The sequence below is a fragment of the Stutzerimonas tianxiuensis genome (genome assembly GCF_053470365.1).
Genome location: NZ_JBPVWS010000013.1, coordinates 43,628 through 70,400, shown reverse-complemented (window position 1 = coordinate 70,400; position 26,773 = coordinate 43,628). Strand labels below are relative to the sequence as shown.

23 protein-coding genes and 1 riboswitch are annotated in these 26,773 nt (G+C 60.7%); of the genes, 10 read left to right on the top strand and 13 right to left on the bottom strand.

Features of this window, described 5'->3' with window-relative positions; translation table 11 throughout:
- Positions 1-27: 27 nt before the first annotated feature.
- Positions 28-513, bottom strand: a complete 486-nt coding sequence (locus tag ACSSNI_RS16535) for an FKBP-type peptidyl-prolyl cis-trans isomerase (RefSeq protein ID WP_102835650.1) — start codon at positions 511-513, stop codon at positions 28-30.
- Between the two features lie 240 nt (positions 514-753).
- Here ACSSNI_RS16535 and ACSSNI_RS16530 point away from each other — a divergent pair, with 240 nt between their 5' ends.
- The 3 genes from ACSSNI_RS16530 (at position 754) to ACSSNI_RS16520 (ending at position 5,183) form a co-directional block, all read left to right on the top strand.
- Positions 754-1,941, top strand: a complete 1,188-nt coding sequence (locus tag ACSSNI_RS16530; protein ID WP_200638577.1) for an acetate kinase — start codon at positions 754-756, stop codon at positions 1,939-1,941.
- A 100-nt stretch (positions 1,942-2,041) separates the two neighbouring features.
- Positions 2,042-4,138, top strand: a complete 2,097-nt coding sequence (gene pta / locus ACSSNI_RS16525) for a phosphate acetyltransferase (protein WP_102835648.1) — start codon at positions 2,042-2,044, stop codon at positions 4,136-4,138.
- A 124-nt stretch (positions 4,139-4,262) separates the two neighbouring features.
- A complete protein-coding gene (locus ACSSNI_RS16520; RefSeq protein WP_200638576.1) occupies positions 4,263-5,183 on the top strand; it encodes an acyltransferase in 921 nt (306 codons plus the stop codon).
- A 15-nt stretch (positions 5,184-5,198) separates the two neighbouring features.
- Here ACSSNI_RS16520 and ACSSNI_RS16515 read toward each other — a convergent pair whose 3' ends face one another.
- From ACSSNI_RS16515 to ACSSNI_RS16495, 5 genes are all read right to left on the bottom strand, one after another.
- Positions 5,199-7,340, bottom strand: coding sequence for a two-component system response regulator (locus ACSSNI_RS16515; RefSeq protein WP_102835646.1), 2,142 nt, complete (start codon positions 7,338-7,340; stop codon positions 5,199-5,201).
- A 93-nt stretch (positions 7,341-7,433) separates the two neighbouring features.
- Complete coding sequence (locus tag ACSSNI_RS16510) at positions 7,434-11,141, bottom strand: CHASE domain-containing protein (RefSeq protein WP_200638575.1); 3,708 nt, start codon at positions 11,139-11,141, stop codon at positions 7,434-7,436.
- A gap of 153 nt (positions 11,142-11,294) precedes the next feature.
- Positions 11,295-11,951, bottom strand: coding sequence for a YiaD family glycine zipper/OmpA-like lipoprotein (locus tag ACSSNI_RS16505; protein ID WP_102835644.1), 657 nt, complete (start codon positions 11,949-11,951; stop codon positions 11,295-11,297).
- Positions 11,952-12,233: 282 nt separating this feature from the next.
- Positions 12,234-13,916, bottom strand: coding sequence for a fatty acid--CoA ligase (locus tag ACSSNI_RS16500; protein WP_200638574.1), 1,683 nt, complete (start codon positions 13,914-13,916; stop codon positions 12,234-12,236).
- Between the two features lie 157 nt (positions 13,917-14,073).
- Entirely contained in the window at positions 14,074-14,703 is a 630-nt protein-coding gene (locus ACSSNI_RS16495) for a LysE family translocator (RefSeq protein WP_200638573.1), read from the bottom strand.
- A 61-nt stretch (positions 14,704-14,764) separates the two neighbouring features.
- Between ACSSNI_RS16495 and ACSSNI_RS16490 the strand changes: the two genes are divergently transcribed.
- From ACSSNI_RS16490 to ACSSNI_RS16475, 4 genes are all read left to right on the top strand, one after another.
- Complete coding sequence (locus tag ACSSNI_RS16490; RefSeq protein WP_200638572.1) at positions 14,765-15,727, top strand: 2-hydroxyacid dehydrogenase; 963 nt, start codon at positions 14,765-14,767, stop codon at positions 15,725-15,727.
- 57 nt (positions 15,728-15,784) lie between these two features.
- Positions 15,785-16,783 (top strand): class I SAM-dependent methyltransferase, encoded by a 999-nt coding sequence (locus tag ACSSNI_RS16485; RefSeq protein ID WP_200638571.1) that lies wholly within the window; start codon positions 15,785-15,787, stop codon positions 16,781-16,783.
- A 47-nt stretch (positions 16,784-16,830) separates the two neighbouring features.
- A riboswitch (yybP-ykoY riboswitch) is annotated at positions 16,831-16,949 on the top strand.
- 97 nt (positions 16,950-17,046) lie between these two features.
- Positions 17,047-17,634, top strand: a complete 588-nt coding sequence (locus ACSSNI_RS16480) for a TMEM165/GDT1 family protein (protein ID WP_102835639.1) — start codon at positions 17,047-17,049, stop codon at positions 17,632-17,634.
- 84 nt (positions 17,635-17,718) lie between these two features.
- A complete protein-coding gene (locus ACSSNI_RS16475; protein ID WP_200638563.1) occupies positions 17,719-18,162 on the top strand; it encodes an ester cyclase in 444 nt (147 codons plus the stop codon).
- Positions 18,163-18,182: 20 nt separating this feature from the next.
- Here the strand turns inward: ACSSNI_RS16475 and ACSSNI_RS16470 are convergent, their stop codons facing one another.
- The 4 genes from ACSSNI_RS16470 to ACSSNI_RS16455 form a co-directional block, all read right to left on the bottom strand.
- The gene (locus ACSSNI_RS16470) at positions 18,183-18,992 is read right to left on the bottom strand and encodes a M48 family metallopeptidase (protein WP_159968893.1); all 810 of its coding nucleotides are present in this window, start codon (positions 18,990-18,992) and stop codon (positions 18,183-18,185) included.
- A 131-nt stretch (positions 18,993-19,123) separates the two neighbouring features.
- Positions 19,124-19,744 carry an SOS response-associated peptidase gene (locus ACSSNI_RS16465; protein ID WP_200638561.1) on the bottom strand — a complete coding sequence of 207 codons (621 nt, stop codon included), beginning with the start codon at positions 19,742-19,744 and terminating at the stop codon, positions 19,124-19,126.
- Between the two features lie 60 nt (positions 19,745-19,804).
- Positions 19,805-20,065 carry a putative signal transducing protein gene (locus ACSSNI_RS16460; protein WP_102835635.1) on the bottom strand — a complete coding sequence of 87 codons (261 nt, stop codon included), beginning with the start codon at positions 20,063-20,065 and terminating at the stop codon, positions 19,805-19,807.
- A complete protein-coding gene (locus ACSSNI_RS16455) occupies positions 20,066-20,248 on the bottom strand; it encodes a CPXCG motif-containing cysteine-rich protein (protein WP_148926719.1) in 183 nt (60 codons plus the stop codon).
- 197 nt (positions 20,249-20,445) lie between these two features.
- On the opposite strand from ACSSNI_RS16455, the gene ACSSNI_RS16450 reads away from it, so the two are divergent.
- Positions 20,446-21,609, top strand: a complete 1,164-nt coding sequence (locus ACSSNI_RS16450; RefSeq protein WP_200638559.1) for a 1-acyl-sn-glycerol-3-phosphate acyltransferase — start codon at positions 20,446-20,448, stop codon at positions 21,607-21,609.
- A 25-nt stretch (positions 21,610-21,634) separates the two neighbouring features.
- On the opposite strand, the gene ACSSNI_RS16445 is transcribed toward ACSSNI_RS16450, so the two are convergent.
- Positions 21,635-21,913 (bottom strand): hypothetical protein, encoded by a 279-nt coding sequence (locus ACSSNI_RS16445; RefSeq protein ID WP_200638553.1) that lies wholly within the window; start codon positions 21,911-21,913, stop codon positions 21,635-21,637.
- A gap of 427 nt (positions 21,914-22,340) precedes the next feature.
- Here ACSSNI_RS16445 and ACSSNI_RS16440 point away from each other — a divergent pair, with 427 nt between their 5' ends.
- Positions 22,341-23,717 carry a DUF1329 domain-containing protein gene (locus ACSSNI_RS16440; RefSeq protein ID WP_102835982.1) on the top strand — a complete coding sequence of 459 codons (1,377 nt, stop codon included), beginning with the start codon at positions 22,341-22,343 and terminating at the stop codon, positions 23,715-23,717.
- Positions 23,718-24,018: 301 nt separating this feature from the next.
- Here the strand turns inward: ACSSNI_RS16440 and ACSSNI_RS16435 are convergent, their stop codons facing one another.
- Positions 24,019-24,603 carry a YajG family lipoprotein gene (locus ACSSNI_RS16435; protein ID WP_200638552.1) on the bottom strand — a complete coding sequence of 195 codons (585 nt, stop codon included), beginning with the start codon at positions 24,601-24,603 and terminating at the stop codon, positions 24,019-24,021.
- 162 nt (positions 24,604-24,765) lie between these two features.
- Between ACSSNI_RS16435 and ACSSNI_RS16430 the strand changes: the two genes are divergently transcribed.
- Positions 24,766-24,978, top strand: a complete 213-nt coding sequence (locus tag ACSSNI_RS16430; protein ID WP_148926724.1) for a hypothetical protein — start codon at positions 24,766-24,768, stop codon at positions 24,976-24,978.
- A gap of 54 nt (positions 24,979-25,032) precedes the next feature.
- On the opposite strand, the gene mqo is transcribed toward ACSSNI_RS16430, so the two are convergent.
- Positions 25,033-26,544: a malate dehydrogenase (quinone) gene (gene mqo, locus ACSSNI_RS16425; RefSeq protein ID WP_200638551.1), complete on the bottom strand. Its 1,512-nt coding sequence runs from the start codon at positions 26,542-26,544 to the stop codon at positions 25,033-25,035.
- Positions 26,545-26,773: the final 229 nt, after the last annotated feature.

Sequence of the window (26,773 nt, the reverse complement as noted above, 5' to 3'; positions counted from 1 at the left end):
CGCTGACCAGCCGCCTACGGGCGCCAATCAGTGTTGGTGACCACCTTCACCATGCACATGGCCATGAGCGATTTCTTCGTCGCTGGCTTCACGTACATCAACAATCTTCACTTCAAAGTTGAGGCGCTGACCGGCCAGAGGGTGGTTACCGTCGACGATCACATCGTCGCCTTCGACATCACGAATGGTGACGATCTGCATGCCGCCGTCCGGGCCGGACGCATGGAACTGCATGCCCACTTCCAGTTCATCGACGCCTTCGAACATCGCACGATTAAGCGTAGCGACCAGCTCCGGGCTGTACTCGCCATAGGCATCCTGCGGCTCGATGGAGACCTTCACCTCGTCACCACCCTGCTTGCCCTCCAGGGCTTTTTCCAAACCGGCAATGATGTTGCCCGAACCGTGCAAATAGACCAGCGGCGCGCCGCCGGCCGAGCTGTCGATCACTTCACCCGCATCGTTGGTGAGTGTGTAGTCGATTGACACAGCCTTGTTAGCGGCAATCTGCATGAGGCGAAACCTTTGTTGAGGGATGTAAGGCAAAGTCTAACCGCGACCTGCATTGATTGCGAACCGCCGCACGATTTAGGGGACCATCGGCAGCAAGCAAAAACAGCCTGAAGTCATGCGTAGGACGCTACCAAATACAACCTTTGGAGAGCATCGCTGCCCCATCAGGTGTGCAAGAATTCACGCCTGTAAATGTAGGCGACCTATTTCAACAATTAATTTCGCATCCAAGGAGCACCGATGTCAGCTCGAAACATCCTGGTGATTAACTGCGGCAGCTCGTCGATCAAATTCGCGCTGGTCAACGAAGCCCAAGCGACTTTCCCCCTGCAGGGCCTGGCCGAACGTCTCGGCACCCCGGAAGCCGTCGTGCACTGGCAGCTGGGAGACACCAAGCAGAGCCTGAACATTCCGGGTGCTGATCACCGTGCCGCGCTCGAGAAGCTCCTGCCGGTGGCTCAAGAGGCCGCAGGCGGCAAGCTGGACGGGATCGGCCATCGTGTGGTGCATGGTGGCGAACACTTCACCGGTTCCAGCCTGATCGACGAGCCGGTGCTCAAGGCAATTCGCGACAGCGCGCAGCTGGCGCCACTGCACAACCCAGCCAACTTGGTCGGAATTGATGCAGCCATGGCCCTGTTCCCGGGCCTGCCGCAGGTCAGCGTGTTCGACACCGCTTTCCACCAGACCATGCCGGAGCATGCGTTCCGCTACGCCGTGCCGGAATTCCTTTACAAGGAACACAGCGTCCGCCGCTACGGTTTCCACGGCACCAGCCACAACTACGTCAGCAAGCGTGCCGCCGAGATGACCGGACTTCCGGTCGATGACAGCTGCTGGCTGACGGCTCACCTGGGCAACGGGTGCTCGACCTGCGCCATCGTCAATGGCGAGAGCCGCGACACCAGCATGGGCCTGACCCCGCTGGAAGGTCTGGTAATGGGCACCCGTAGCGGTGATGTCGACCCCAACCTGCACAGCTACCTGAACCGCACCCTGGGCTGGAGCCTGGAGCAGATCGATCGCATGCTCAATCACGACAGCGGCCTGAAAGGTCTGTCCGGACTGTCCAATGACCTGCGCACGCTGCAGGAAGCCCGGGTTGCTGGGCATCCCGGCGCCACCCTGGCGTTCGAAGTCTTCTGCTACCGCCTGGCCAAGTCCCTGGCAAGCATGGCGTGCGCGCTGCCAAAACTCGACGGACTGATTTTCACCGGCGGCATCGGTGAGAACTCGACGGCCGTGCGCACCCGCACCCTCGAACACCTGAAACTGTTCAACTTCAAGCTGGACGAAGAAGCCAACGCACGCTGCACGCGCGGTGTCGGCGGGGAAATCCAGGCGGCAGGCAGCCCCCGCGTGCTGGTGGTACCGACTAACGAAGAACGTCAAATCGCGCTGGACACACTGGCGCTGCTCGACGCCTGATAGCGCGCCGACGGTTAGACGCACTGAACGAACCCGACGACCGCAAACGGCGTCGGGTTTCGTCTACTTGGCATCGCCCTTCGCCCGATAGGAGATCATCATGCATACCTTATTCCTCGCCCCCTGCGGTTTTGGCGGCGGCCTCAACTCCATCAGCCTCGGCCTGATCAGCGCACTCCAGCGCGCCGGGTTGAAGGTTGGCTTCTTCAAGCCCATCGCCCAGCCCTTCCCCCACGATCAAGGCCGTGAACGCTCTTGCGTTCTGGTAGAACGCACTCTGAACATCCTGTCGCCCGAGCCGCTGCCATTGGAGCAGGTCGAGCGTCAGCTGGCCGATGGCGAACTCGACCTGCTGCTCGAGGACGTGGTCAGCCGCTATCAGGAGGTTGCCGCGGGCAAGGATGTGGTCATTGTCGAAGGCATGGTGCCGACGCGTGAGTTCAACCACACGTCAAGGATCAACACGCATCTGGCGAAAAGCCTGGACGCGGATGTCATTCTGATCGCGGCGCAAGGCAGTGACACGCTCAAGCGTCTGGCCGAGCGCATCGAGATCCAGGCCCAACTGTTCGGTGGCGCCAAGGACCCGAAAGTGCTGGGCGTGATTCTCAACAAGGTCAAAGGTGACGACGGCGCGCCCGCCTTCATCGACGGCCTCAAGGCGCAGCTGCCCCTGCTGGGCACTGCAGATTTCCAGCTGCTTGGCGCAATTCCTTTCGCCGACAAACTCAACGCTTTGCGGACCCGCGACATCGCCGAACTGCTCGACGCCAAGGTGCTCCATGCCGGTGAAGCGGAGCAGCGTCGCGTCGACAAGATCGTGCTCTGCGCCCGCGCCGTCCCCAATACGGTGCAGCTCCTGCAACCAGGCGTTCTGGTGGTCACCCCAGGCGACCGCGACGACATCATTCTGGCCGCGAGCCTGGCTTCGCTCAACGGCGTCAAACTCGCAGGTCTGTTGCTCTGCAGCGATTTTGCCCCGGACCCGCGCATTCTCGAGCTGTGCAAAGCGGCACTCGATGGCGGCTTGCCGGTGATGACCGTGCAGACAGGTTCCTACGATACGGCAACCAACCTCTTCGGGCTGAACAAGGAGACGCCAGCGGACGACATCGAGCGTGCCAGCCAGGTTACCGACTTCATCGCGCAGCACCTGCAACCCGAACTCTTGCATACCCGCCTCAGCGTGCCGCGCAGCGAGTTGCGACTGTCGCCTCCGGCATTTCGCTACCAGCTGGTCAAGCGCGCCCAGCAGGCAAACAAGCGCATCGTTCTGCCGGAAGGCAACGAGCCGCGCACCATTCGCGCCGCAGCCATCTGTCAGGAACGTGGCATAGCGCGCTGCGTGCTGCTGGCCAAGCCGGAAGAAGTCCAAGCCGTTGCGCGCGAGCAAGGCATCCAGCTGCCGGCAAGCCTGGAAATTCTCGACCCTGAACTGATCATCAACCAGTACGTCGAGCCGATGTGCGAAATGCGCAAGGCCAAGGGCCTGACTCCGGACGATGCGCGTGAGCAGCTCAAAGACACCGTGGTACTTGGCACCATGATGCTGGCGCTCGACGAAGTGGACGGCCTGGTTTCCGGTGCCGTGCACACCACTGCCAATACCATCCGCCCGGCATTGCAGCTGATCAAGACTGCACCTGGCTACAGCCTGGTTTCTTCGGTGTTCTTCATGCTGCTGCCGGATCAGGTACTGGTCTACGGTGACTGCGCGGTGAATCCGAACCCGAACGCCACCGAGCTGGCGGAGATCGCCCTGCAGAGCGCCGAATCTGCAGTCGCCTTGGGCGTAAACCCACGCGTGGCGATGATCAGTTATTCCACCGGCACGTCCGGCAGCGGCGCCGAGGTGGAAAAGGTTGCTGAAGCCACTCGCATCGCCCAGGAGCGCGCCCCCAGCCTGCCAATCGACGGTCCGCTGCAGTACGACGCTGCGTCGGTCGCCAGTGTCGGCAAGCAAAAGGCGCCCAACAGCCTGGTCGCCGGTCAGGCTACGGTGTTTATCTTCCCTGACCTCAACACGGGTAATACGACCTACAAGGCGGTTCAACGCAGTGCCAACGTGATCAGCGTCGGCCCGATGCTGCAGGGCCTGCGCAAGCCGGTCAATGACCTGTCCCGCGGTGCTCTGGTAGACGACATCGTGTTCACCATCGCGCTGACCGCTTTGCAGGCCGATAACCAAAAGGCCTGATGGCACCTCGCGCCCGGCCAGCTGGTCGGGCGCTTCGCAATTTCCAGCACTACTTTTGGGCCTTGCAGTTCAGCCCGCAATCGGTACTCTTGCCGCCTTTATTGACGGACATAAGACCCAATCGATGCTGAGCGTCCTTCCTGCCCCGCTCCGGGGCGTCCTGGCCGGCCTGACACTGGCATTGAATACCCTCTTCTGGTGCTGGCCGCTCTTTGCGCTATCACTGCTCAAGCTGGCATTGCCCATCCCACGTATCCAGCGAGCATTGCGCTTTGGCATGCACTGGATCGCCGAGTCCTGGATGGCGGTCAACAGCTTCTGGATGGACCAGGTGCGCCGCACCGAGTGGGACGTACAGGGGCTCGACAAGGTCGACCTGCAGCACTCTTATCTGGTTACCAGCAATCACCAGAGCTGGGCTGACATCCTGATGCTGCAATACCAACTGAACCGGCGAATGCCGATCCTGAAGTTCTTCCTCAAGCAGGAGCTGATCTGGGTGCCGGTTATCGGTCTGTGCTGGTGGGCGCTGGAGTTTCCCTTCATGAAACGCTTCAGCAAGGAGTATCTGACAAAGTACCCGGAAAAGCGCGGCGAGGACCTGGCGACCACCCGCAAAGCCTGCGAGCGCTACCGGACCAACCCGGTGTCGGTGTTCAACTTCCTTGAAGGCACACGCTTCACCGAAGACAAGCACACTGAGCAGGCATCGCCCTACCGTTACCTGCTAAAACCCAGGGCCGGCGGCATAGCCTTCGTGATTGATGCGATGGGCGAGCAATTGACCTCGCTAGTCAACGTGACCATCCACTACCCGGGCGGCAATCCCAGCTTCTGGGACCTGCTCTGCGGTCGGATAGATCAAGTCGTCATGCGCATTGGCGCGCAGCCGATCCCTGCCGAGTTCCTGCACCGCAGTTACGATCAGGACGAGGCTTACCGGCTGAGCTTTCAGGAGTGGGTCAATGAGCTCTGGAGCGACAAAGATGCCGAACTCGAAAAGCTACACCGGCAATACCCGCCTCGCGATGGCGCTTCAGGCTAACCCGATCGGCCGACACTAGTCGGCCTGTCGATGTTCCAGCTGTAGCCAGTCGATTGACCTCGGAAATTCCAACGCGTCCTCTACGGCCAGTCCTGGCGCGACCAGAAAACCCTGCATCACCTGGCAGTCGTGGGCGATCAGCCACTCACGCTGAGCCAGGGTTTCAACGCCTTCGGCAATCACCTCCAGGCCCAGATTTCGGCCCAGATCGATAATGGTGCTGACCACCGCGGCATCGCGTGGCGAATCAAGCATATTGGCAATAAACAGGCGGTCGATCTTCAGCGTATCCAGATCGAAATGGCGCAGGTAGGCAAGCGATGAGTAACCGGTGCCGAAGTCATCCACCGCCACCCTCACACCTAGCTCGCGCAACTGCCGAAGCTTGTCGCAGCTCTGCTCCAGATCCTGCATCAGTGCGCCTTCGGTGACCTCCAGCTCCAACTGCCGAGGATCTAGCTGATACTCATCGAGCAGCCGGCGCAACTCGTCGATCAATCCGGCCCGGCCGAACTGCACCGGGCTCACGTTGAAGCTCAGCACCAGCTTGTCGCCAAATCGCTCACGCCAGTCGCGGCACTGAGCCAGCCCCTCACGCAGCGCCCACTCGCCGACCCGATCAATCAGCCGGGTCTCTTCCAGCAAGGGGATGAACACACTCGGCTCGACCGCACCGCGCCCCGCGTAATTCCAGCGCAGCAATGCCTCGAAGCCTCGCAATTCGCCTGTCTCGAGCACGACCTGCGGCTGGTAAGCCAAGGCGAAACCATTGCGCTCTATGGTGCTGCGCAAATTCTCTTCCATCATCAGGCGCGCATGGGCCCGCCCGTTCATCTCACCGGAGAAGAAGCGATATTGCTGCCGACCGTTGCGCTTGGCCTCGTACATGGCCATATCTGCCGAGCGAAGCAGCTCCTCGACGCTCTGGCCGCAATCCGGGAAATGCGCGATGCCAATACTGGCGCCGAGCGTCACGTCGGTCCCTTCGATGGTATGTCGAACCGAAATCAGCTCGATGAGCTTCTCGGCGACCTTGGCGGCATCTTCCGGGTGGTCCAGCGAGTCCAGCAGCGCGGTGAATTCGTCTCCGCCCATCCGCGCAATGATGTCGTAGGGTCGCATGCAAGCCTCGAGCACGCGCGCCACGCGACAGAGGATCTCATCACCGGCATCGTGGCCCAGCGAATCGTTGATGCGCTTGAAGCCATCGAGATCGATATAGAGGATGGCCATGCGTTTGCCGTTCCGGTCGACCCTCGCCAGCGCCGAATCCAGTGCCTGATGAAAGCCACGTCTGTTGAGCAGGCCAGTCAGCGAGTCGGTTACCGCCTGGGTTTCCAGCTGCACGTGGAGACTGCGCACCACGGACATATCCAGGGCGATGACAACCATGGAGCGCTGCTGACGAGGCAGTGGCGATGACGACAAGGCCACGGGCAGCGTGTCGCCGTTAGCGGTGAACAGCTGCGCTTCATGAAGACGATAGGTGCTGCCGCTACGCCAATGCTGGTAGAAATCGGTGTCGCGCCAGGACTGAGGCATCTGCGGCGAGGCCAGATGCTTGATCAATGCGGTGCCTTGCAGATCGTCGACACTGGTGTGCAGCATCTTGGCAATCGCCGGGTTGGCGAAGTTGATGAAACCGTCTTCACCCACCACCAGAATTCCTTCGGCGGCATTGCTCAGCACCGACGCGTTGAACGCGCGGGCACTGTCGAGCTGCTGGCTGAGGACCTGCAAGTCACGCCGATTGTGCTCATGACTGAGCAGCGTATTGATCTTGTGCTTGAGCACCTGCGGATCGAACGGCTTGAGAATGAAATCAACCGCACCCGTGGCGTAACCTCGCAATACCGACTCACGGGTGTGCGCGATGGCCGAGACAAAGATGATCGGCGTGTAGCGCGAGTGCGGACTGCCGCGCATCAGGCGCGCCACTTCGAACCCATCCATGCCCGGCATCTGCACATCCAGCAGCACCAGCTCGACATCCAGGTCAAGCAGAGCCTGAAGTGCGGCCTCGCCAGAATTAACCGTATGGACCTGCCAGTCACCGTCGCCGAGCAAGGCCTCCATGGCCACCAGGTTCGCTTCGCGATCATCGACGACCAACAATGTACGGGTCCGAGGCTGAGATTGGGGTTGCGACCACGCCATCAGCCAAGCTCCCAGTACAACGTAATGCGGCTTCCGCTACCTGCGCCGACAGGGACGCCAGCTCGGCTTGATCGATGCGTCACACACTTCTCCTTACGGACTTGCATGGGGGCCATCAGTACGCTCCAGACGCCGCAGCAGTTCGACCAGCCGGGCGCTGTCGACCGGTTTGAACAGGATGTCGTCGGCACCGGCCGGAAGCCTCTGCTCTGTCACAGCCGTATCAGAGCCGGCTGCCATTGCCACAATCGGCACCTGACAACCATAGTCGTTTCTGAGCTGATGTATCAGTGCGGGGCCGCCGTTATCCGGCATCGCCAGATCCACCAACGCAAGATCGAACGCATCTTGATCGAAGCGTTCCAGCGCCTCGGCACAGCTTGTGACGGGCACCACCTGCAGCCCCTGCTCGTCGAGCAACGCACTGACGGCATAGATCGCCCGCACGTCCGAATCCACCAACAGCACCCGCTGCCCTAGCAGGGGATGTTCCAGTTCGCCTATTCCCCATGCAGCAGCATCAACCCCGCCGGGCTTAAGTGCATCTTCCATATGCTCAATTCCTTCTGTTTTTGACAACGCAACCGCCGAATAACGCTTAAGCCGCTGCAGATTCTTTTCCGATAACGTATCTTGACTGGTCAGGATCACCCGGACGTCTTTGAGCGAGCGCAGGCGGTCAAGCGCATCGAGCAGCTCCAGCCCGCTTTCGCCGGAGAGATCGAAGTCGATGATCAGCGCTGCATATCGGTGCTCTGCATAGGCCAGCCGGGCCTCTTCACTGCGTTGGCATTCGCTGACCCGGTAACCGAGCCGCTCGAAATATTCACGCAGTTGACGGCGCCGCTCCGGATCAGTTTCTAGCAGCAACAACCGAGTCGAATTGCCTTCCTGCCGCGACAGATCGACAAACAGGCGCTCCAGCTCCGACTGGGCCACGGGCTTGAGCAAGTAGCGTGAACCGTCATCCGACCAGCCCTGCGGCTGCGGCACGCAAGAAATGATATATACCGGCGTGTCCTGATGCTTGGGGTCGGCTCGCAACGCCCGATGTATCTGCCAGCCGCTGACATCAGGAAGCAGAACATCCAGGATCACCGCCGCGAAGCTGTCGTGAGCCAGTGCATCCAGCCCCTCTTGCCCAGTACCACATATGACACTGGAAAAACCGTGGGACTGTGCCACCTCGGCCACTACCGAGGCGAAATCGGCATCGTCCTCGACAATCAGCAGACCACCACCCTGACCACGGCGCTGCATGGGCCGCAGCGTCCGAATCTCTGCTGTCGCAGACGCTTTCAAGGGCAACTCGACGGTGAAACTGGAGCCCTGCCCCGGCGAGCTTGTAAGACGGATCCCGCCACCCAGCACCTCGGCGAGCTGCCGCGCGATAGCGAGCCCTAACCCCGTGCCGCCGTATTGGCGGCTGATTGAGCCGTCGATTTGCTGAAACGCCTGAAAGATCCGTTCGTGTTGGTCCTCGGCGATGCCGATACCGGTGTCAGTCACGCAGATCTGAAGCATGTCTTCGTCGCCAGGACTCTCGGCCGGCCGGCTGCTCACGTGAATATCAACGGAGCCCTGCTCGGTGAACTTCAAGGCGTTGGTCACCAGGTTGCGCAAGATTTGCTGGAGCCGTGCACGGTCGCTGACGAGCGACGGCGGAACCTCAGGGTCGATCCGGCTCGTAAGGGATAGTCCGTTCTGATCGGCCATCGGTTGCAGTGCAGCCATAAGCTCCGCCAGCAACTCGCCGATGTCGAGCGGTTCCGACTTGATCTGCATGTGGCCAGCTTCGATCTTGGCCAGGTCAAGCACGTCATTGATCAGTTGCAGCAGATCATGACCGGCCCGATGCATGATATCGGCGTGGCGAACCTGCTTCTCGGTCAGGTTGCTCGCCGCGTTCTGTCTCAATTGATCGCTCAGGATGAGAATACTGTTGAGCGGTGTGCGCAGCTCGTGCGACATGTTGGCGAGGAACTCGGATTTGTACCGGTTGGCGGTCATCAACTCATTGGCTTGATCCCGTAGACGCCGCTCCGCGGCTTTGCGGTGAGCGATATCGATCACCACCGCCTGCACCAGTTGCTCTTCTCCGCTGCGCAGTGGCGACAGGCCGACTTCCACGGGCAATAAATGGCCATCCCTGTGGCGGCCGAACAGTTCGCGATTCTCACCCAGGCGACGTGATTCGAGCGTCTGGCCAAACCGGTGACGCACCTCGATATAGATCTTGCGCATCGACTCGGGGATCAGCATTTCAACCGGCTGACCCAACAGCTCTTGACGGCTGTAGCCGAACAGCAGCTCGGTCTGACGGTTGACCATTACGATCTGCCCTTCTTGATCGAACAGCAGAAAAGCATTCGGCGAGGCTTCGACCACATTACGGAAGCGCTCTTCGTCACGCTTGCGCTGCTGCAAGTCCACCAGATTGAGCAGGTGGTGAACGGTCTTGTCGCGCTTGAAACTGGTCAGACTGAGCGAAACAGGTACGGGAGTGCCATCTTCCCGCAGGGCTTGGCTCTCTTGCTGATTGGCGTCCAGCAGATTCCCGTCCGCGGCCTTCTGGAAAGCTGAAGGAATGTAGTGACTGAGGCGCTCACCGGCGAGCAATCCCGCACTGCTGCCCAGCAGCGCAGCGGCGCTCTGGTTGGCCAGCTCTATGCGTCCTTCATCGCTACACAACACAGTGGCTACCGGCAGCTGTTCGATCAGTTGACGAAACCACGCCTCACGCTCCTGAAGCTGGGCGCCGAGCGCCTGGCTGCTGCGCAGGGTTCGTTCGCGCAAATACAGGTAGCCGCCAATCAAGAGAGAAAACAAAGCAGCTGCGGTCAGCGCCGCCGCAAGATTGAACGCCCGCCCAACCCGATTGAGGATGGCTTCGTATTCCGGTGTGCTGGCGACTTCCAACTGCCAGCTGCGGCCGTACATGTAGATATTGCGGACGCGATGGAAGCTTGCATCTTTACTCACCGGAGCGCGCCCGACCAGCAGCGGCTCGTTCGGGGCAGCGGCGTCGAAGAGCTGCAATTGAAACAGCTTGCTGCGCGAGCCCAATACCCCTTCCATCAGATCGGTCAGCCGAAAAGCGCCGTGAAGCGTTCCGGCAAACGATTCCTGCCGTTCCTCCAAGGTCGTGATTGGCGCCCGGGCGCGGTAAAGCGGCAGATACAACAAAATCCCTACCTGGGCATTTTGCTCTGTCTCTTGCTTGAGTCGCACCGGCCCAGTGAGCATAGGGGTGCCGATATTGCGCGCCGCCATAACGGCTTCCCTGCGCGTCTCTTCACTCAGCATGTCAAAACCCAACACTCGCCGATTACGCCAGTCGAGCGGATGGATGAAATCGACTATCAGGTAATCGCCGCGTTCACCTCGGGGATACATGCGGAAATCACCGCGACCGCTCTCGCGAATTTCAGCAAGGGTCGAATCGAGGTTGTCCGCGCGCGCATAGCGAGCGAGCGCAATGGCCTGGATACCGGGGTAGAAATCCTGAAGCTGAAGCTGATCGGAAGCTCGATTCCAATCCTGCAGACTGACCTCATCACTGCCGACAAAAAGCCCTGCCAGTCCGCGCAGGACCATCTCGTACGCGCGCATACGCTCACGCAGAGTGCTTTCGACGTCATTGACCGCCAGGTTGAATCGCTGGGCCTGCTCAGCGCGCACGCGCATTTCCTGAACATGCCATTGCCAGCCGACCCATCCTCCGAGCCCCGCCATCAGGGCCAGCGTCACTACCAATGGCAGCCAAGGCTTACGAGAATGGAGAGCGGAACGATCATCCATTCGACCTCCTCAGTGCCACTACATGGCTCGCTGTCACGAGCTTCAGAGTCGTGGATCGCTCAGAGGTTCAATTGAAGCGATAAAAAGCTATAAAGCTGACGCCACCAAAATGGCACAAGCAAAGCCGCGACGACCTTGCCTGTGCCGGGCCGCTTAGAGCGGTCTCAGATTGATTTCCACACGGCGGTTCTGCGCGCGACCAGAAGCGGTGTCATTGCTGGCGATCGGCTGGCTCGAGCCCGCGCCATAGGACGAGATACGCGACGCTGGCACGCCATTGCCTTCTAGGTAAGCCGCAACGCTACGGGCGCGACGATTGGAAAGGTCCTGGTTGAGTTGCTGCGAGCCGGTGCTGTCGGTATGGCCGGTGATGTCGATACCGTTCTTGTTGAATTCTTTGAACACCTGAACCAGCGAATTGAGCGTTGGGTAGAAGCTGCTGGAAATGTCGGCCGAGTTGCTTGCGAAGGTTATGTTGCCCGGCATGATCAGTGTCAGGTTATCGCCTTGACGCTGGACCTGTACGCCAGAGCCCTGCAGCGTCTGGCGCAGCTTGGCTTCCTGAGTATCAACGTAATAACCATAGCCGCCGCCCGCAGCACCGCCGACTGTGGCTCCGATCAAGGCGCCTTTGGCGCGATCCTTTTTGCTGGAGGTGGCCGCACCGATCACTGCGCCGCTGACCGCACCAATACCGCCATAAATACCTGCCTTGCCAGCTTCTCGCTCACCGGTATAGGGATTGTTGGTACAGCCGACCAGCAGCGCAAGGGTGGCGGCGAGTGCGGTCAGGTTACTGATCTTCTTCATATCTACTTCCTTCATCTGCGGGACGCCAGCCCGTTACAACACGGACTGGAATGCGCCGTTAGGGTAACACCCGCCCGCCGACGGAACCGGAACGTCCCGACGAACCCGAAACGATTCGAGCTCCAGGCGACAGCCGCAAGTCCTTCTTTCGCTGTTGGCCTCGAAGGGAAGCCGCCGCCCCAATGACGGACTGTAGATAGTGCCTGTGCGGACCTAATGATCAAGCCACGACCTCGATGAAAGGCCGCAGCGAGATCAAACCCAGGCGAGCAAAACCCTATCTTATACCGAGGAAATAACGCTGTTGCCTTCCTCAACCCAGCGCGCGATGTCGACGCGGATACGTTTCTTGTCGAGCTTGCCCACACTGGTCTTGGGAATATCCTCGACCACTGCGATCTGCTGGGGGATGGCCCATTTGTTGATCTGGCCCTGTTCCACGGCGGGCTCGAGGAATGTTTGCAGCGCTCTCGCATCCACCTGTTTGCCTTCGCACAGCACAAGCAAGGCAAAGGGTCGCTCGCCCCAGCGCTCATCCGGAACACCCACCACCGCGACGTCGCGTACTGCCTCGTGCCGACTGATGAGACCTTCCAGGGCCAGGGAAGACACCCACTCGCCGCCCGTCTTGATCACGTCCTTGATGCGGTCGCGAATGTCGATATTGCCCATTTCATCAAGGGTGGCGACGTCACCGGTATGCAGCCAACCACCGGCCCACAGCTCTTCACTCTTCTCCGGATTGCCCGCGTAGCCCTGCGTCAGCCAGGGAGCCCGAAGCACCAGTTCGCCCTGGGACGTGCCATCGGCAGGTAGAAAGCTGCCGTCCGGCGCCTGGATTGCCGCATCGACCAATACCACCGGAATCCCGGCTTTGAGCCGGTACGTGATCTGCTCATCCTCGCTGGCGTTACGCAGCTCGTCGTTGATGTGAGCCCCGGAGATCAGCGGGCAGGTTTCCGACATGCCGTAGGCTGCCACCAACTGCATGCCACACGCCCGCGCCGATTCATATAGACCCCGCGTGAGTGCACTGCCGCCGATGGTGATCTTCCAGCCATTGAAGTCCGTACCCTGCGCTGCTTTGGCTTTGAGCAGCATCTGCACGATGGTCGGCACGCAGTGGGAAAAGGTTACCTTTTCCCGACGCCACAGCTCGATCAGCAGCTCAGGATCGTAACGCCCCGGATAGACCTGCTTGAGGCCCAGCATCGTCGCCACATAGGGCAGGCCCCAGGCATGTACGTGGAACATCGGCGTGATCGGCATGTAGACGTCGCCCGCCGCCATCAACTGGGGATTCTCGCGGCAGCCAACCGTTACCGCGCTGGCCAAGGTATGCAAGACCAGCTGGCGATGCGTGAAGTAGACCCCCTTGGGGTTGCCGGTGGTGCCGGTCGTATAGAAGGTGGTCGCCACCGAGTTTTCATCGAAATCGGGAAACTCGTACGTCGCCTTTGCGGCCGCCAGCAAGCTCTCATACTCGCCGATGCAGTTCGGCAACTCGCACTGCTTGTCATCAGCATCAGTGATCAGCAATGTCTTGTCGACCGTGGTCAGCTGCCCGGCAATGGCGTGGTAGAGCGGCGCGAACTCGCTGTTGACGAGGACGACGCGATCCTCGGCATGATTCATCGTGTAAAGAATCTGCTCGGGTGACAGCCGCACGTTGATGGTATGCACCACCGCCCCGATCATCGGAATCGCAAACATGCATTCCAGGTAGCGATGGCTGTCCCAGTCCATAACCGCCACGGTATCGCCCGCCTTCACCCCGGCCTCTGTCAGCACATTGGCAAGCCGAGCAATGCGCTCGCCGAGGGTGCGGTAGTCGAAACGCAGCTGATCGCGATAGACGATTTCGCGGGTACGCTCGTAGCGCTGCCCCGACAACAGCAGGCTCTTGATCAACAGGGGGTACTGGTAGGCATTCGCGGCGGGTTTGATCACTCGTGTCTGCAGCATAAGGCTTCCTGTTATTGATGTTATGAGACGCACGCTAGACGTTTACGCGGCCACCGGTGCGACGTTCAGCCGTGCCGCCTGCCTTCTTCGGACAATCGGTGCCGCCGTTGTTCAGCCTGTGAGACCTCGTGATGCAGCGGCAGCCAGGCGGGCATCATCAAGCGATCTCGCTTGCCGCCAACCTGATACCAAGACCGATCAGCACCGCGCCCGTGACGCGATCAAACCAATGCCCCATGCGGGCGAATCCGGCCCGAACACGCTCGCGGCTGAACAACCAGGCCACCAGGCAGAACCACACTCCGGTCGCGCCTGCCAGATATAACCCATAGGCTGCCTGAACGGCGAGCGGGGTATGGGGGTCGATAACCACGGTGAATAGGGACAGAAAAAACAAGGTCGCCTTGGGATTCAAGCCATTGGTGACGAAACCAACGGTAAAAGCGCGTTGTGGGCTAATCGCAACACTGGACGCGGACGATGCAAGGTTGTCCACCGCGACAGGCTTGGCACGCAGAGCCTGAAAACCCAGATAGAACAGGTAACCTGCCGCTAACCATTTGAAAAGGTTGAATAACATGATCGACTGCGAGACGATCAGACCAATCCCTAACAATGAATACCCCACGTGCAGCAAGATGCCGCTGCCGACACCGATGGCCGTCCAGCTGCCGCTGCGCTGACCGCGGGCGACACTTTCGCGCACGACTACTGCAAAGTCAGGCCCGGGACTGGCTACAGCGAGCAAGTGAACCAGCGCCACAGTGAGAAACTCCATCCAGTACATCTAGCGACTCCGTTATTTCCGGGGCGGGACGTCCGCCCGCTGATTCATACGAGTAAAGTCCATGAGCAAGTACCGCGCTGTATTCCTTGATCTATCACCGCTCGACCAGGGCGATCTTGACCTGGCCCCGTTGCAGTCAGCCTTCGCTGAATTGACCTGCCATAAGGAGACCAGCGAAACGCAAATCGTCGACCGACTGCAAGGCGCGGAAGTTGCCATCGTCAACAAGGTCACCTTGAGCGATGCCACGCTGGCCGCCTGTCCGGATCTGAAATTGATTCTGGTCGCCGCAACCGGCGTCAACAACATCGACCTGGCGGCAGCCAAACAGCGCGGCATCGCCGTATGCAACTGCCAGGCTTACGGCACGGCTACGGTGGCCCAGCACACGCTAATGCTACTGCTCGCACTGGCCACGCGACTACCCGATTATCAGGCCGCCGTGGCGCGCGGCCGCTGGCAGGAAAGCGGACAGTTCTGCCTGCTGGATTTCCCCATCGTCGAGTTGGCGGGCAAGACGCTCGGCGTGCTCGGCCACGGTGAGCTGGGCGGCGCCGTAGCCAAGCTCGCCGAGGCACTGGGCATGCGTGTACTGACCGGCAATCTGCCCGGGCGCCCGCCTCGTCCAGACCGACTGGAACTGGACGAGTTGCTGCCGCAGATTGATGCCCTGACCCTGCACTGCCCGCTCACCGAGCAGACACGCAACCTCATCGGTGCGCGCGAACTGCAGCTGATGAAACCCGCGGCGTTCGTCATCAATACCGCTCGCGGCGGCCTGATCGACGAGCAGGCGCTGGCCGACACTCTGCGAAGCGGCCACCTGGGTGGCGCTGCCACGGATGTGCTGATCAGCGAGCCACCGAGCAACGACAACCCGCTGCTGGCTGCAGACGTGCCACGCCTGATCGTGACACCCCACAGCGCCTGGGGCAGCCGCGAAGCCAGACAACGCATCGTCGGCCAGCTGTGTGAGAACGCGGAGGCGTTCTTCGCCGGCAGCCCCAAGCGTCAGGTCGGCTGACGCTTCTGCAGCCGGGGACAAGGCTGGTAAGCTCGCCAGCTTTTGTCCGGAGGCAAGATGGATCCGCGAAGCGAAGTACTGCTGCGTCAGACCGAACTGTTCAGCGGTGACCTGCTGCTTGCCGGGCTGCCCGCAGACGACCTGCTCGGCCAACTGCCTGGGGCCATCGGCTGGAGCTGGCACGCCGGGACGCAGCAACGACTGCAGGCGCGTTTCGCCGAGCGTTGCGCATTCGGTATCGAGCCTCCCACCGCCTCGTTCGACAGCGCTGTTATGTTTCTACCCAAGTCTCGGGAACTGACTGATTACCTGCTAAGCGCGCTGGCCGCCAGATTGCCGGGCCGTCTGCTGTATCTAGTTGGAGAGAAGCGTGCCGGCGTGGAACGTGCCGCGAAACAACTGGCTCCCTTCGGCGAAGCGAAAAAACTCGACAGCGCCCGGCATTGCCAGCTCTGGCAGGTCAGGGTCACAAATAGCCCACCGGCTCCAGAATTACAGACCCTGGCTCAGCACTTCGAGCTCCCACTCGCGGACGGCCCACTGCAGATCGTCAGCCTGCCTGGCGTTTTCAGTCATGGTCGCCTTGATCGCGGTACCGCACTGCTGCTGGAACAGCTCGATGGGCTGCCAGCTGGCCGGCTGCTGGATTTCGGCTGCGGCGCGGGCATCATTGGGGCGTCACTGAAAAGACGGTATCCGGACAGTGAAGTGGTGCTGCTGGATGTCGACGCTTTTGCAGTCGAAAGCAGCCGCATGACCCTCGCGGCCAATGACTTACAGGCTCAGGTGATCGCCGGGGACGGCATCGATGCCGCCCCGCAAGACTGCACCGCCATCATCAGCAACCCACCGTTTCATCAGGGCGTTCACACGCACTACGAGGCCAGCGAAACGTTACTGCAACGCGCGGCCAGTCATCTCCGGCCGGGTGGCGAGCTCCGACTGGTAGCCAATGCGTTTCTCAAGTATCCGCCCCTGATCGAAACCCATCTGGGTCGTTGCGAAACGCTGATCAGCGCGGACGGCTTCCGCATCTACCGTGCGCAACGCCCCTGATCCGGTAACGTCCCGACTTGCGCAACGCGCCACGCTTGGGCAAACTCGCGCCCGTCCTGGGGGAGTAGTCTCCGGCAAGCGCCCTGCTTGCCTGGCATGCGTCAACATACTTGGTCCACAGACCATGGTGCATGCGACCCGCGCGGCCTGTCTCGGCAGCCAGCGCTCGGTTTGACAAGACCCATGACACGTACACCTGACCCGGGGCGGGCAGGCGGTGCGTGTCATGGTGAATAGTCGACCCGCCCCCGCAAGGAAGTCCGTTGGAATCGTTCTACATCCCCACCCTGATCGTCGCACTCGCCGAGATTGGCGACAAAACGCAATTGCTCGCCCTCTTGCTGGCCGCCCGCTACCGACGTCCAATGCCCATCATCTGGGGCATTGTGGTGGCCACGCTGGCCAACCATGCCGCTGCTGGGGCCATCGGCAATTGGGTTTCGTCGCTGGTCTCGCCTGCCATTCTCAGCTGGATTCTGGCCGCCTCTTTCGCCGCCGTTGCCCTGTGGACGCTGGTACCCGACAAGCTCGAGGAAGAAGAAGCTTCGCGCGGTCGACGCTTCGGCCCCTTCGTGGCGACACTGATCGCCTTCTTCCTTGCCGAAATGGGCGACAAAACGCAGGTGGCTACCGTCATGCTTGCCGCTCAGTATCCTGACTTCATCCTGGTGATCATTGGCACGACCCTTGGCATGCTGATCGCCAATGTGCCGGTGGTGCTGGCCGGTAATTTTGCCGCCGACCGCATGCCACTCACGCTGATTCGCCGAATCGCCGCCGTCGGCTTTGCCGGTTTGGCGCTGTACGCCGTCTATCAAGCCCTGAGCTTGAGCGGCATGCTTCCAGTCTGATACCCAGCGCAAATTGCCTCGCCACGGGTGCTGTTAGAGTGCGTGTTCACCGCATTCTGGCGGCACTTGAGGGGAGCAGGCGGCATGTCACCGGAGGAACGAAAACGGCGGGTTCGGCAGCATATCGACCTGAGCTGGATCAAGGGTCGACTGGCATTGGCTGAACAGCTGCAGAGCCGGTACTTCAGCTACAAGAGCTCGTTCATCTCACAGCCGGTCAACAGTGCCGGTTTCGGTCTGATCGTAAAGGAAATCCGTCAGGCCATTCCGGACCTGGAAGTCGCGATAGATGAATGCCTCAGCGAAGGCAACCGCGTGGTGACCTCCAGCACCCTGTTCGGCACCCTGGAGAAACCCGTGTTCGGCGTCGCCCCGAGCGGCAAAATCCTCACTGTCGCCGCGATGTCGATCTGGACGCTCAATCCGAGCGGCGATATCGAGGAGATCAGTACCCTCTTTGACCTGGAAAGCGCCCGTAGCCAGCTAGGCCTGGAAAGCCCTCTTCCAATCAAGCTGCCGCCGACCTGAGAGCGCCGGCGGCATCTGCATCAGCGGCCCTGTTTATACAGGGGCATCACCTTTGGAATGTTTTCCTGCAGTGCCTGCGTACGGCTGCCTGAAGAGGGATGGGTGCTGAGGAATTCCGGCGGAGCGGAGCCGCCAGCCGCGGCCATCTTCTGCCACAGACTGACCGCTGCGCTCGGGTTGTACCCGGCCCGCGCGGCCAGCTCCAGACCGATCAGGTCAGCCTCGTTCTCATTGCTGCGGCTGTTGGGCAGCGTCATCAGATATTGCACCCCCATGTTGGCCAGCTGCAGGCTGCCATCACCAATCCCGACCGCCGAGCCAATCTGAGTGGCCATCTGCACACCGTACGCCTTGGACATGGCCTCGCGACCGTGCTCACGCAACGCATGGGCTATCTCATGCCCCATGACGGCGGCAATCTCGTCATCGGTCAGGTTGAGCTTCTCGATCAGCCCGGTGTAGAAGATGATCTTGCCGCCCGGGCCGGCATTAGCGTTCAGCTCGGGGCTGTCGATGACGTTCACGTCCCAGTCCCACTCCGCCGCATCAGGCCGGAAAGCCTTGACCTCGGCGATCAGCCTGCTGGCGATCCGGTTGACCCGCTGAGCGACCGGTGAGTTGTTTTCGAGCACACCTTTGCTCTTCGCTTGAGACACCGTCTGCTGATACGACTGCGCATACATCTGATTGACCTGCTCGGTCGACAGCATGCTGAACATGTATTGCTTGCGGTCGACGCCAACGGCACCGCTGCTGGTCGTGTTGACGGCCTGACAACCGGCCAGCGTGGCGGCCGCAAGAAAGAGGCTGATTGAATGCGGCTTGAACATGTCGCGTCTCCCGTGAATTCTGCGCCGTATGCTAGAGCGTGCCAGCGCACCGGGCAACCGACTAGCCGCCCATCGCTTCGGCGCAAGCCTGATAGCGCCTTGACTCCCCTTTCGAGGGTTACTGCCAATGCCTAGTTCACTGGCGTCAGGCACTCCGGCACGTCCAGCTTGGGATCATTGACGAAGGTTGCCAGGGGTCGCTCACGCAACGCCGGTTGTGGCGCAGCCAGCAGCAGCTGCAGCGTTTCCAGCGGGGTCTGGGGATCGAGCCAGGCGGTCATGCCAGTCTGATCCAGCAACAGTGGTCGCCGTTGGTTTGAGGCTGGCCGCGTCACGACGGCCGCACTGAGGTAACTGTGACCTTCTACCGGATAGGCCTCCCAGACCGCCGCGAAATACATCAGCGAGTCCTCCGCCGTCATCCAGTAGGGTCGCTTGCGTGCCGTGCCTCGCCACTCATAGAAACCATTCGCCGGCAGGACGCCTCGACGCTGACGAAAGGCGTCGCGAAACATTGGCTGTTCAGCCAGCGTTTCCGCTCGCGCCTGCGCAGGCGTGCGGGTGAAGTCGCTCAACCATGGCGGCGTCAATCCCCAGCGCACGCGACTCAATTGCAGCGCTTCGTCCACCTGTCGCAGCAGAAGCACCGAAGCGCCAGGCGCCAGGCTCCAGTGCGGCTGCTGATCAGACGGGAAACCAGGCAACGCAGCAAAAGCGGCATTCCAGCGAAACAGGGCATAGCGGCCACACATGTACAAAACTCGATGGGAAAAGGGGGCAGCAGCCAGGGGCAATGCCTTCACTCTGAGGCATCAGCAGATGAGCTCACCCGGATAACTTTCCGGCTCGTCGCCGGGCAGCGGTTCGGCGACATTGTACTCAGCGATCAACTGCCGCGCGCGCTCGGCCTCATCATCGGCGACCATCAATCCGAGCAGACCGGCAACAGGCAGCTCGCCTACAGCTCCGATCAGATGCCGGCCATTCAGGTAGACCTCGATACCCTCAGCGTCCAACATGCCACGCAGCATCTCCGCTTCGAGCAGATCACGCGGCTCGTATACCCGCTGCATCTATTCATCCTCCCGCCGTACGTCGAGCTGCCAATCGCTACCATCGGTACGCAGATCGAACACAATCGGCCTGCAGCAGACTGAGCAGTCTTCGATGTACTGCTGATCGCCGCCACTCAGATCGAGCAGCGCCTCCACCACTTCGCCACAATATGGGCATTGATAGTCCTGTGATTCCAGCATCAGCGTCTCCTGCGTGACTTGCCGCTATAATCGCCGTCCGGAGTCTGTTGAGATGCCCCGGTGCGCACTTGTGGTGGACCCGACCGGTGCCACTCGGCATTGCCCGAGCCCGCTGTCATCGCGTCCAAGCAACCACAGACCTAACTTTGACCCTTGAGCGACTGGGTTATTCAGTAGTTACCCTTACAGAGATCATGATGGACGAATTCGAAGCCATCCGACCCTACGCCGATGCTGAAGTCCCCGCCGTCATGGCACGGCTGTTCGCCGACCGGGAATTTCTCGACATACTGGCGCATTTCCGCTTTCCGCGGCTGGCCGGCCCCATGGGCTGGATGCTCAAACCACTTATAGCGCAACGACTGCGGCGTGAGTTCGCCACTATTCATTCGATCGACACGCTGCAGGCGCGGATCGAGATGTACCTCGACCGCACCATCGAGCGCGCCACAGATGGCATTACTTATTCCGGCCTGGAAAAGTTGCGGCCGGGCTGCGCCTATCTGTTCATCGCCAATCACCGCGACATCGTGATGGACCCCGCTTTCGTCAACTATGCGGTGTTCCAGGCCAAGATGCGCACGCCGCGCATCGCCATTGGCGACAATCTGCTGCAACGGCCGTTTGTCAGCGATCTGATGCGACTCAACAAGAGCTTCATCGTGCGTCGCTCGGTCACCGGGCGCCGCGAAAAGCTCGCGGCTTATCAGCTGCTTTCTGCCTACATCAACCACTCTATCCGCAACGACGGTGAGTCGATCTGGATTGCCCAGGCCGAAGGGCGGGCCAAGGACGGTGACGACCGTACCGATTCGGCCATTTTGAAAATGCTGCACATGAGCCGTAAGGACGAGCCCTTTGCCGAAGCATTGTCGACCCTGCGGCCGACGCCGGTGTCGATCAGCTATGAGTACGACCCCTGCGATCAGGCCAAGGCGCGAGAGCTCTATATACGTGCCAGCACCGGCAGTTACACCAAGGCCCCAGGCGAGGATGACACCAGCATCGCCCTCGGCATCACCGGCTACAAAGGTCGGGTGCATGTCAGCTTCGGCACGCCCATCAGCGACGTCCCGGAGGATGCCAAGCAGCTGGCGGCCGAAATCGACCAGCAGATCCTGGGTGATTACCGTCTGTTTCCGGTGAATTTTTTGGCGCATCGGATGTGGGAGAATCGCGACGAGGCACTGGCGATACCCGAGCTCAGCGAGCTGTTCAGCCAGGCGGAAATCGAACGTGCCGAGGCCGAATGGGGCAAGCGCCTCGCAGCCTGCCCAAGCGTGCAGCAGCCCTTCCTCATCCAGCAATACGCCATGCCGGTGCGTAATCAGTACCGCTTGAAAGCTGGCTTGAGCCTCTAGGGCTACACGCTTACGCGACTGGCCGTCAGGTCAGTCGCGTAAGCGAAGAAAGCAGGCAGGCCAGTCCCAGACTGCTGAAACCAAAGCCATAGAAAAATCGGTCGAGACGCAGGGTCGCCGCCACGGCACCTTGCTCAACGGCCGAGAGGCGAGAATCTGCAAGAGACGTTGAGGTGTTCGACAGCTGCCGACGCCAGCGTGTCGCCAGCAACAGCCAGGCGCCGCCGAGCGCGATCAGCAAGGCCAGTGAGTTGACCAGAGGCGCGACCCGCGCCAGCGCCGAGTAATCGAAATCGAGCAACAACCGTTATCTCCGTTGGCCTTGAACATACAGGCCTGAGCGGCCTGAGCTGGGGCAGCGAAGTCTACCGAAACGGCGTTGTCGGCTCAGCCAGTTTCCGACAGAACGGAACACAACCAAGCGATGGCAATTTGCCGGGTATTTGCGCCATTTATGCAGATAGGTGCCGTCTCGATTGTTGACTTATAGTCCCTTCCAGCTTCACCCTCATCTCGCCCCGAACAACCGAAATAGAGCGTGCGCCTGGCTTGAGCAACCAGACGGGACTGCCGCGGGATCGGGCAAATGGCAACTTGTGATCGCTGCGTCTTTGACGTCAGTACCAGGCGTTCATCCCGCCACCGCCTTTGTGGAAGTCGCCATCTGCAAGCGCCGCGCTTACGGCATCGCTTGCAGCGAATCAGTTACCGAGAATCAACAGGACCAAACAATGAACAAGAACAGGTTTAAGACGGGGGCCCTCACACTCTCCTTGCTGGCAAGCGCTGTGCTGGCAAGTGGAGCCATGGCTGCAGTATCCGAATCCGAAGCGGCCAAGCTGGGTAACAGCCTGACGCCGATGGGTGCCGAGAAAGCCGGCAACGCGGCCGGCACCATTCCCGCCTGGACCGGCGGCTTGGCAACCGACGCAGCGGCAGTCGGCGAGGATGGCTTCGTCAGCGATCCTTACCCGAACGACAAGCCAAAGTTCACCATCACTGCGCAGAACTTCGAGCAGTACAAGGACAACCTGAGCCCTGGCCAGATCGCCATGCTCAAGCGCTACCCAGACACCTATCGCCTGCCGGTTTTCGAAACCCATCGCAGTGCAGCCGTACCTCAGCGGATCTATGACGCTGCGCAGAAGAACGCGACCCAGACCAAGCTGGTGCGCGGCGGCAACGGGCTGGAAGATTTCGACACTGCGGTTGCCTTTCCGATTCCTCAGGACGGCCTGGAAGTGATCTGGAACCACATCACTCGCTATCGCGGCGGCTCGGCCCGCCGCACCGTGGCGCAGGCCACTCCCCAGGTGAACGGTAGCTACAGCCTGGTCAAGTTCGTCGACGAAGTCGTCTACACCGATACCCTGACCGACTACAACGCCGAGAAACACGGCAACGTACTGTTCTACTTCAAACAGCAGGTGACTGAACCTTCACGCCTGGCCGGCAACGTGCTGCTGGTGCACGAGACCCTGGACCAAGTCAAAGAGCCGCGCATGGCATGGATCTATAACGCCGGTCAGCGCCGCGTGCGCCGCGCCCCTCAGGTCGCCTACGACGGCCCGGGCACTGCCGCCGACGGCCTGCGCACCTCCGACAACCTGGACATGTTCAACGGCGCACCGGACCGCTACGACTGGAAGCTGGTGGGCAAGAAGGAAATGTACATCCCCTACAATGCCTACCGCCTGGACTCACCGCAGCTCAAGTACGATGACATCATCAAGGCCGGCCACATCAATCAGGATCTGACCCGCTACGAGCTGCACCGTGTATGGGAAGTCGAAGCTACGCTGAAGCCCGGCGAGCGTCACATCTATGCCAAGCGTACGTTCTTCATCGATGAAGACACCTGGCAGGCCGCAGTGATCGACCATTACGACGGCCGCGATACGCTTTGGCGCGTTGCCGAGGCGCATGCCGAGTACATCTACAACGACCAGGTCCCGCTGTACGCCATGGAGACGCTGTATGACCTGGTCTCCGGTCGCTACCTGGTGATGGGCATGAAGAACGAGGAAAAGAACCCCTACGTCTACAACTACAAGGCCAACTCCAACCAGTACACCCCGGCCGCGCTGCGTAACTCCGGCGTACGCTAAGCCACACCGCTAAGCCAAACCGAAAAGAGAAACGCCCCGACATGCTCGGGGCGTTTTTTTTGCATTACATAAGCGCAATGGCTTGTATGGGTTAGCGGCGTCGGTGTCTGCTATCGCGCAAACGACAGTACGAATCGGGCACCTTACTTGGCTCGCTCCTTGCGCTTGCTCCGCGTACTGCACCGGGGCGACACGATTCGAGCACATTGCCGAAGAGCCGCCGTTACGCCTAAAAACAAAAACCCCGCCGAAAAGGCGGGGTTCTGATCTGTCGCTCGCAACCGGCTGGCCTAGTTGCAACTCACTGCGCCAGCACCTGACCGATGTTCTGATCGCGGAATGTGCGGGTCAGCGCATCGCTCAGCACATCGGTTACCAGCTTGGTGTTGGTCTGCTCATTGGGGGCCATGCCGAAACGCTGGTTCAGAGAAGCGCCGTAGCGACCGGTGTAGCGACGACCGCCGTTCTGTACTTCTACGCGGAACGTAGCGCCAATCGTGGCCTCGGTGACATACAGCCCTTCCTTTGGCGACTGATACTTCAGCTCAGCCAGGGTCAAGGTCAGCTGCGGTGCGTTGTAGGCGTTGGCCGAGGGCGTAAAGCCCAGCAGGCGGACCGCTGCTTCAGCCTGAGCCTGCAGCTTTGGAACGACCTTTTCTTTCGGCACGATCACCGCACTGGTTTCCGGATACAGGCCGCCACGCGTACCCAGGGTTGCCGAGGGGCGACCGTCTACTACACGCACCACTACCGGTTGACCTTGGCCGACCGGACTGATGGTGTCGGTGAGTTTGGGGTTGGGATCGAGCTGTTGGGGGCTGTGGGCGCAGCCGGCAAGCGCCAGTGCTGACGCGGCGGCGAGACTGAACAACAGGCGTTTCAGCATGCTGCTTACTCCAGGTTAGGGATGAATGGCGCGCAGTATAACCAGCACCGCAACCGCCTGACAGTGATGCGCTAAAGACCGCCTGCAGGCCGGCCGCGTTCCATTCATGCAACCGTAACGTCCAACTGCGATAACAGCGCGAAGCCTTACGGGAGCCCGGCAATGTCCCTGTTCAATACCCTGTTCCGAACACGCGCAGCGCGCCATTACGCCCTGCTAGATGATCAGCAGTGCTGCTGCATGCTGCTGACCGCCAAAGAGCGCCCTCATGGTGAACGCTGGGTCGAAATAGAGGAAATTCGTCTTGGCTGGATCGGTAAGCCGCTGCCTAGAGCTGATCTACAGCAGCGCCCCGGCCCTATCCCGCACGCATAAAAAACCGCGCTGCCCTGAGGGGGAGCGCGGCTTGCTTACATGGCGTTGTAGTGGCTAGTCGGCCAACCCCAGATGCTTGTCGACCTTCGCGACAACTTCGCGATAGACCGCCGCATCGGCCTCGAGAACCTTCTCTCGCGCGGGGAAGATCTCGGCGAGCTTGCTGCTCCAGGCTTCGCTCTTGGCCTGCTCCGGAAAGCAGCGCTCGATGAGGTCAAGCATGATCGACACGGTGACCGAGGCACCCGGCGAGGCGCCCAGCAGTGCGGCGATGGAACCGTCCTTGGCCGACACCAACTCGGTGCCAAACTGCAGGATGCCGCCCTTCTTCGGGTCCTTCTTGATGATCTGGACGCGCTGACCGGCCACTTCCAGGCGCCAGTCTTCGGCCTTGGCCTCGGGATAGAAGCCGCGCAGCGTTTCCAGGCGGTCGTCCATCGACTGCCGGACTTCCTTGATCAGATAGCGGGTCAGATCCATGTTGTCGCGCGCGACAGCCAGCATCGGCTTGAGGTTACCCGGACGGATCGACATCGGCAGATCGAGCGGCGAGCCATGCTTGAGGAACTTGGTGGTAAAGCCGGCATACGGCCCGAACAGCAGCGACGTCTTGCCGTCCACGACGCGTGTATCCAGATGCGGAACCGACATGGGCGGCGCGCCTACCGCGGCCAGGCTGTAGACCTTGGCCTGATGCTGCTTGACGATTTCCGGCTTGTCGCAGCGCAACCACTGACCACTGACCGGGAAGCCACCGTAGCCCTTGCCTTCTTCGATATCGGACATCTGCAGCAACGGCAGTGCTGCGCCGCCAGCACCGAGGAAGACGAAGCCGGCCTTGATTTCACGATTGCTGCTGTCACGGGTGTTCTTGACCTCTACGCGCCAGCCCTTGCCGTCGCGAGCCAGGCCGGTGACCTTCTGGAAGTAGGACATCGTCACGCCGGGCTTGGCTGCCAGATACTGCAGCATCTGCCGGGTCAGCTCACCGAAGTTGACGTCGGTGCCATTCATCGCGCGGGTCGCGGCGATCGGCTCATCCAGCGGACGGCCCGGCATCATCAGCGGCATCCACTCTTCCATGGTTGAGCGATCTTCGCTGTAGACCATGTCTTCAAAGGCGTGATGGGTCTTCAACGCATTGAAGCGGCGCTTGAGGTAATCGATATTTTTCGTGCCGCGGACAAAGCTCAGATGCGGCACTGCATTGAGGAAGTCGCGTGGGCTGCCGAAGCCTTCACGGCCGGTCAGGTAGGCCCAGAACTGCTTCGAGACTTCGAACTGGGTATTGATGGTGACGGCTTTCTTGATGTCGATCGAGCCGTCTTTGCTGTCCGGTGTGTAGTTCAACTCACAGAGACCGGCGTGACCGGTGCCGGCATTGTTCCAGGGATTCGAGCTTTCAACGGCCCCGGATTCCTGCAGTTCGACAATCTCCAGCCTGATGTTGGGATCGAGTTCCTTGAGCAGTACTGCCAGAGTCGCACTCATGATGCCGGCTCCCACCAGCACCAAATCCACGGCTTCGCTATCGTGTTGCGTCATTAACGCGTTCTCCAGAATCACAGCATTAAACTGTCACGACCGCAATACGCGATCGCGTAGAACCACCAGCCTGGCGGCTAGAAACGGAGGAGGTTTCTATACCGCTGCTCGGGCTTGTGCCCGAAGGCAGGAACTCGAAAGCACCTACCCGCTGTCGGGAGAGCGGCTTTTGGCCTCCTCCCTCTCGCGCCTCTACTTCCCGGAGCGGGGCGACAAGCCAGGGCTCTACGGGACGCGTGCAGCGAGAAAA

Excerpts from the sequence above, each read along its gene's own strand:
- ACSSNI_RS16485 (WP_200638571.1), top strand. The coding sequence starts at position 15,785 with ATGGATCCGCGAAGCGAAGTACTGCTGCGTCAGACCGAACTGTTCAGC.
- ACSSNI_RS16520 (WP_200638576.1), top strand. The coding sequence starts at position 4,263 with ATGCTGAGCGTCCTTCCTGCCCCGCTCCGGGGCGTCCTGGCCGGCCTG.
- ACSSNI_RS16505 (WP_102835644.1), bottom strand. The coding sequence starts at position 11,951 with ATGAAGAAGATCAGTAACCTGACCGCACTCGCCGCCACCCTTGCGCTG.
- ACSSNI_RS16450 (WP_200638559.1), top strand. The coding sequence starts at position 20,446 with ATGGACGAATTCGAAGCCATCCGACCCTACGCCGATGCTGAAGTCCCC.
- ACSSNI_RS16475 (WP_200638563.1), top strand. The coding sequence starts at position 17,719 with ATGTCACCGGAGGAACGAAAACGGCGGGTTCGGCAGCATATCGACCTG.
- ACSSNI_RS16515 (WP_102835646.1), bottom strand. The coding sequence starts at position 7,340 with ATGGCGTGGTCGCAACCCCAATCTCAGCCTCGGACCCGTACATTGTTG.
- ACSSNI_RS16535 (WP_102835650.1), bottom strand. The coding sequence starts at position 513 with ATGCAGATTGCCGCTAACAAGGCTGTGTCAATCGACTACACACTCACC.
- ACSSNI_RS16495 (WP_200638573.1), bottom strand. The coding sequence starts at position 14,703 with ATGTACTGGATGGAGTTTCTCACTGTGGCGCTGGTTCACTTGCTCGCT.
- ACSSNI_RS16465 (WP_200638561.1), bottom strand. The coding sequence starts at position 19,744 with ATGTGTGGCCGCTATGCCCTGTTTCGCTGGAATGCCGCTTTTGCTGCG.
- ACSSNI_RS16435 (WP_200638552.1), bottom strand. The coding sequence starts at position 24,603 with ATGCTGAAACGCCTGTTGTTCAGTCTCGCCGCCGCGTCAGCACTGGCG.
- ACSSNI_RS16440 (WP_102835982.1), top strand. The coding sequence starts at position 22,341 with ATGAACAAGAACAGGTTTAAGACGGGGGCCCTCACACTCTCCTTGCTG.
- ACSSNI_RS16460 (WP_102835635.1), bottom strand. The coding sequence starts at position 20,065 with ATGCAGCGGGTATACGAGCCGCGTGATCTGCTCGAAGCGGAGATGCTG.
- ACSSNI_RS16430 (WP_148926724.1), top strand. The coding sequence starts at position 24,766 with ATGTCCCTGTTCAATACCCTGTTCCGAACACGCGCAGCGCGCCATTAC.
- ACSSNI_RS16455 (WP_148926719.1), bottom strand. The coding sequence starts at position 20,248 with ATGCTGGAATCACAGGACTATCAATGCCCATATTGTGGCGAAGTGGTG.
- ACSSNI_RS16470 (WP_159968893.1), bottom strand. The coding sequence starts at position 18,992 with ATGTTCAAGCCGCATTCAATCAGCCTCTTTCTTGCGGCCGCCACGCTG.
- pta (WP_102835648.1), top strand. The coding sequence starts at position 2,042 with ATGCATACCTTATTCCTCGCCCCCTGCGGTTTTGGCGGCGGCCTCAAC.
- ACSSNI_RS16530 (WP_200638577.1), top strand. The coding sequence starts at position 754 with ATGTCAGCTCGAAACATCCTGGTGATTAACTGCGGCAGCTCGTCGATC.
- ACSSNI_RS16490 (WP_200638572.1), top strand. The coding sequence starts at position 14,765 with ATGAGCAAGTACCGCGCTGTATTCCTTGATCTATCACCGCTCGACCAG.
- ACSSNI_RS16510 (WP_200638575.1), bottom strand. The coding sequence starts at position 11,141 with ATGGATGATCGTTCCGCTCTCCATTCTCGTAAGCCTTGGCTGCCATTG.
- ACSSNI_RS16500 (WP_200638574.1), bottom strand. The coding sequence starts at position 13,916 with ATGCTGCAGACACGAGTGATCAAACCCGCCGCGAATGCCTACCAGTAC.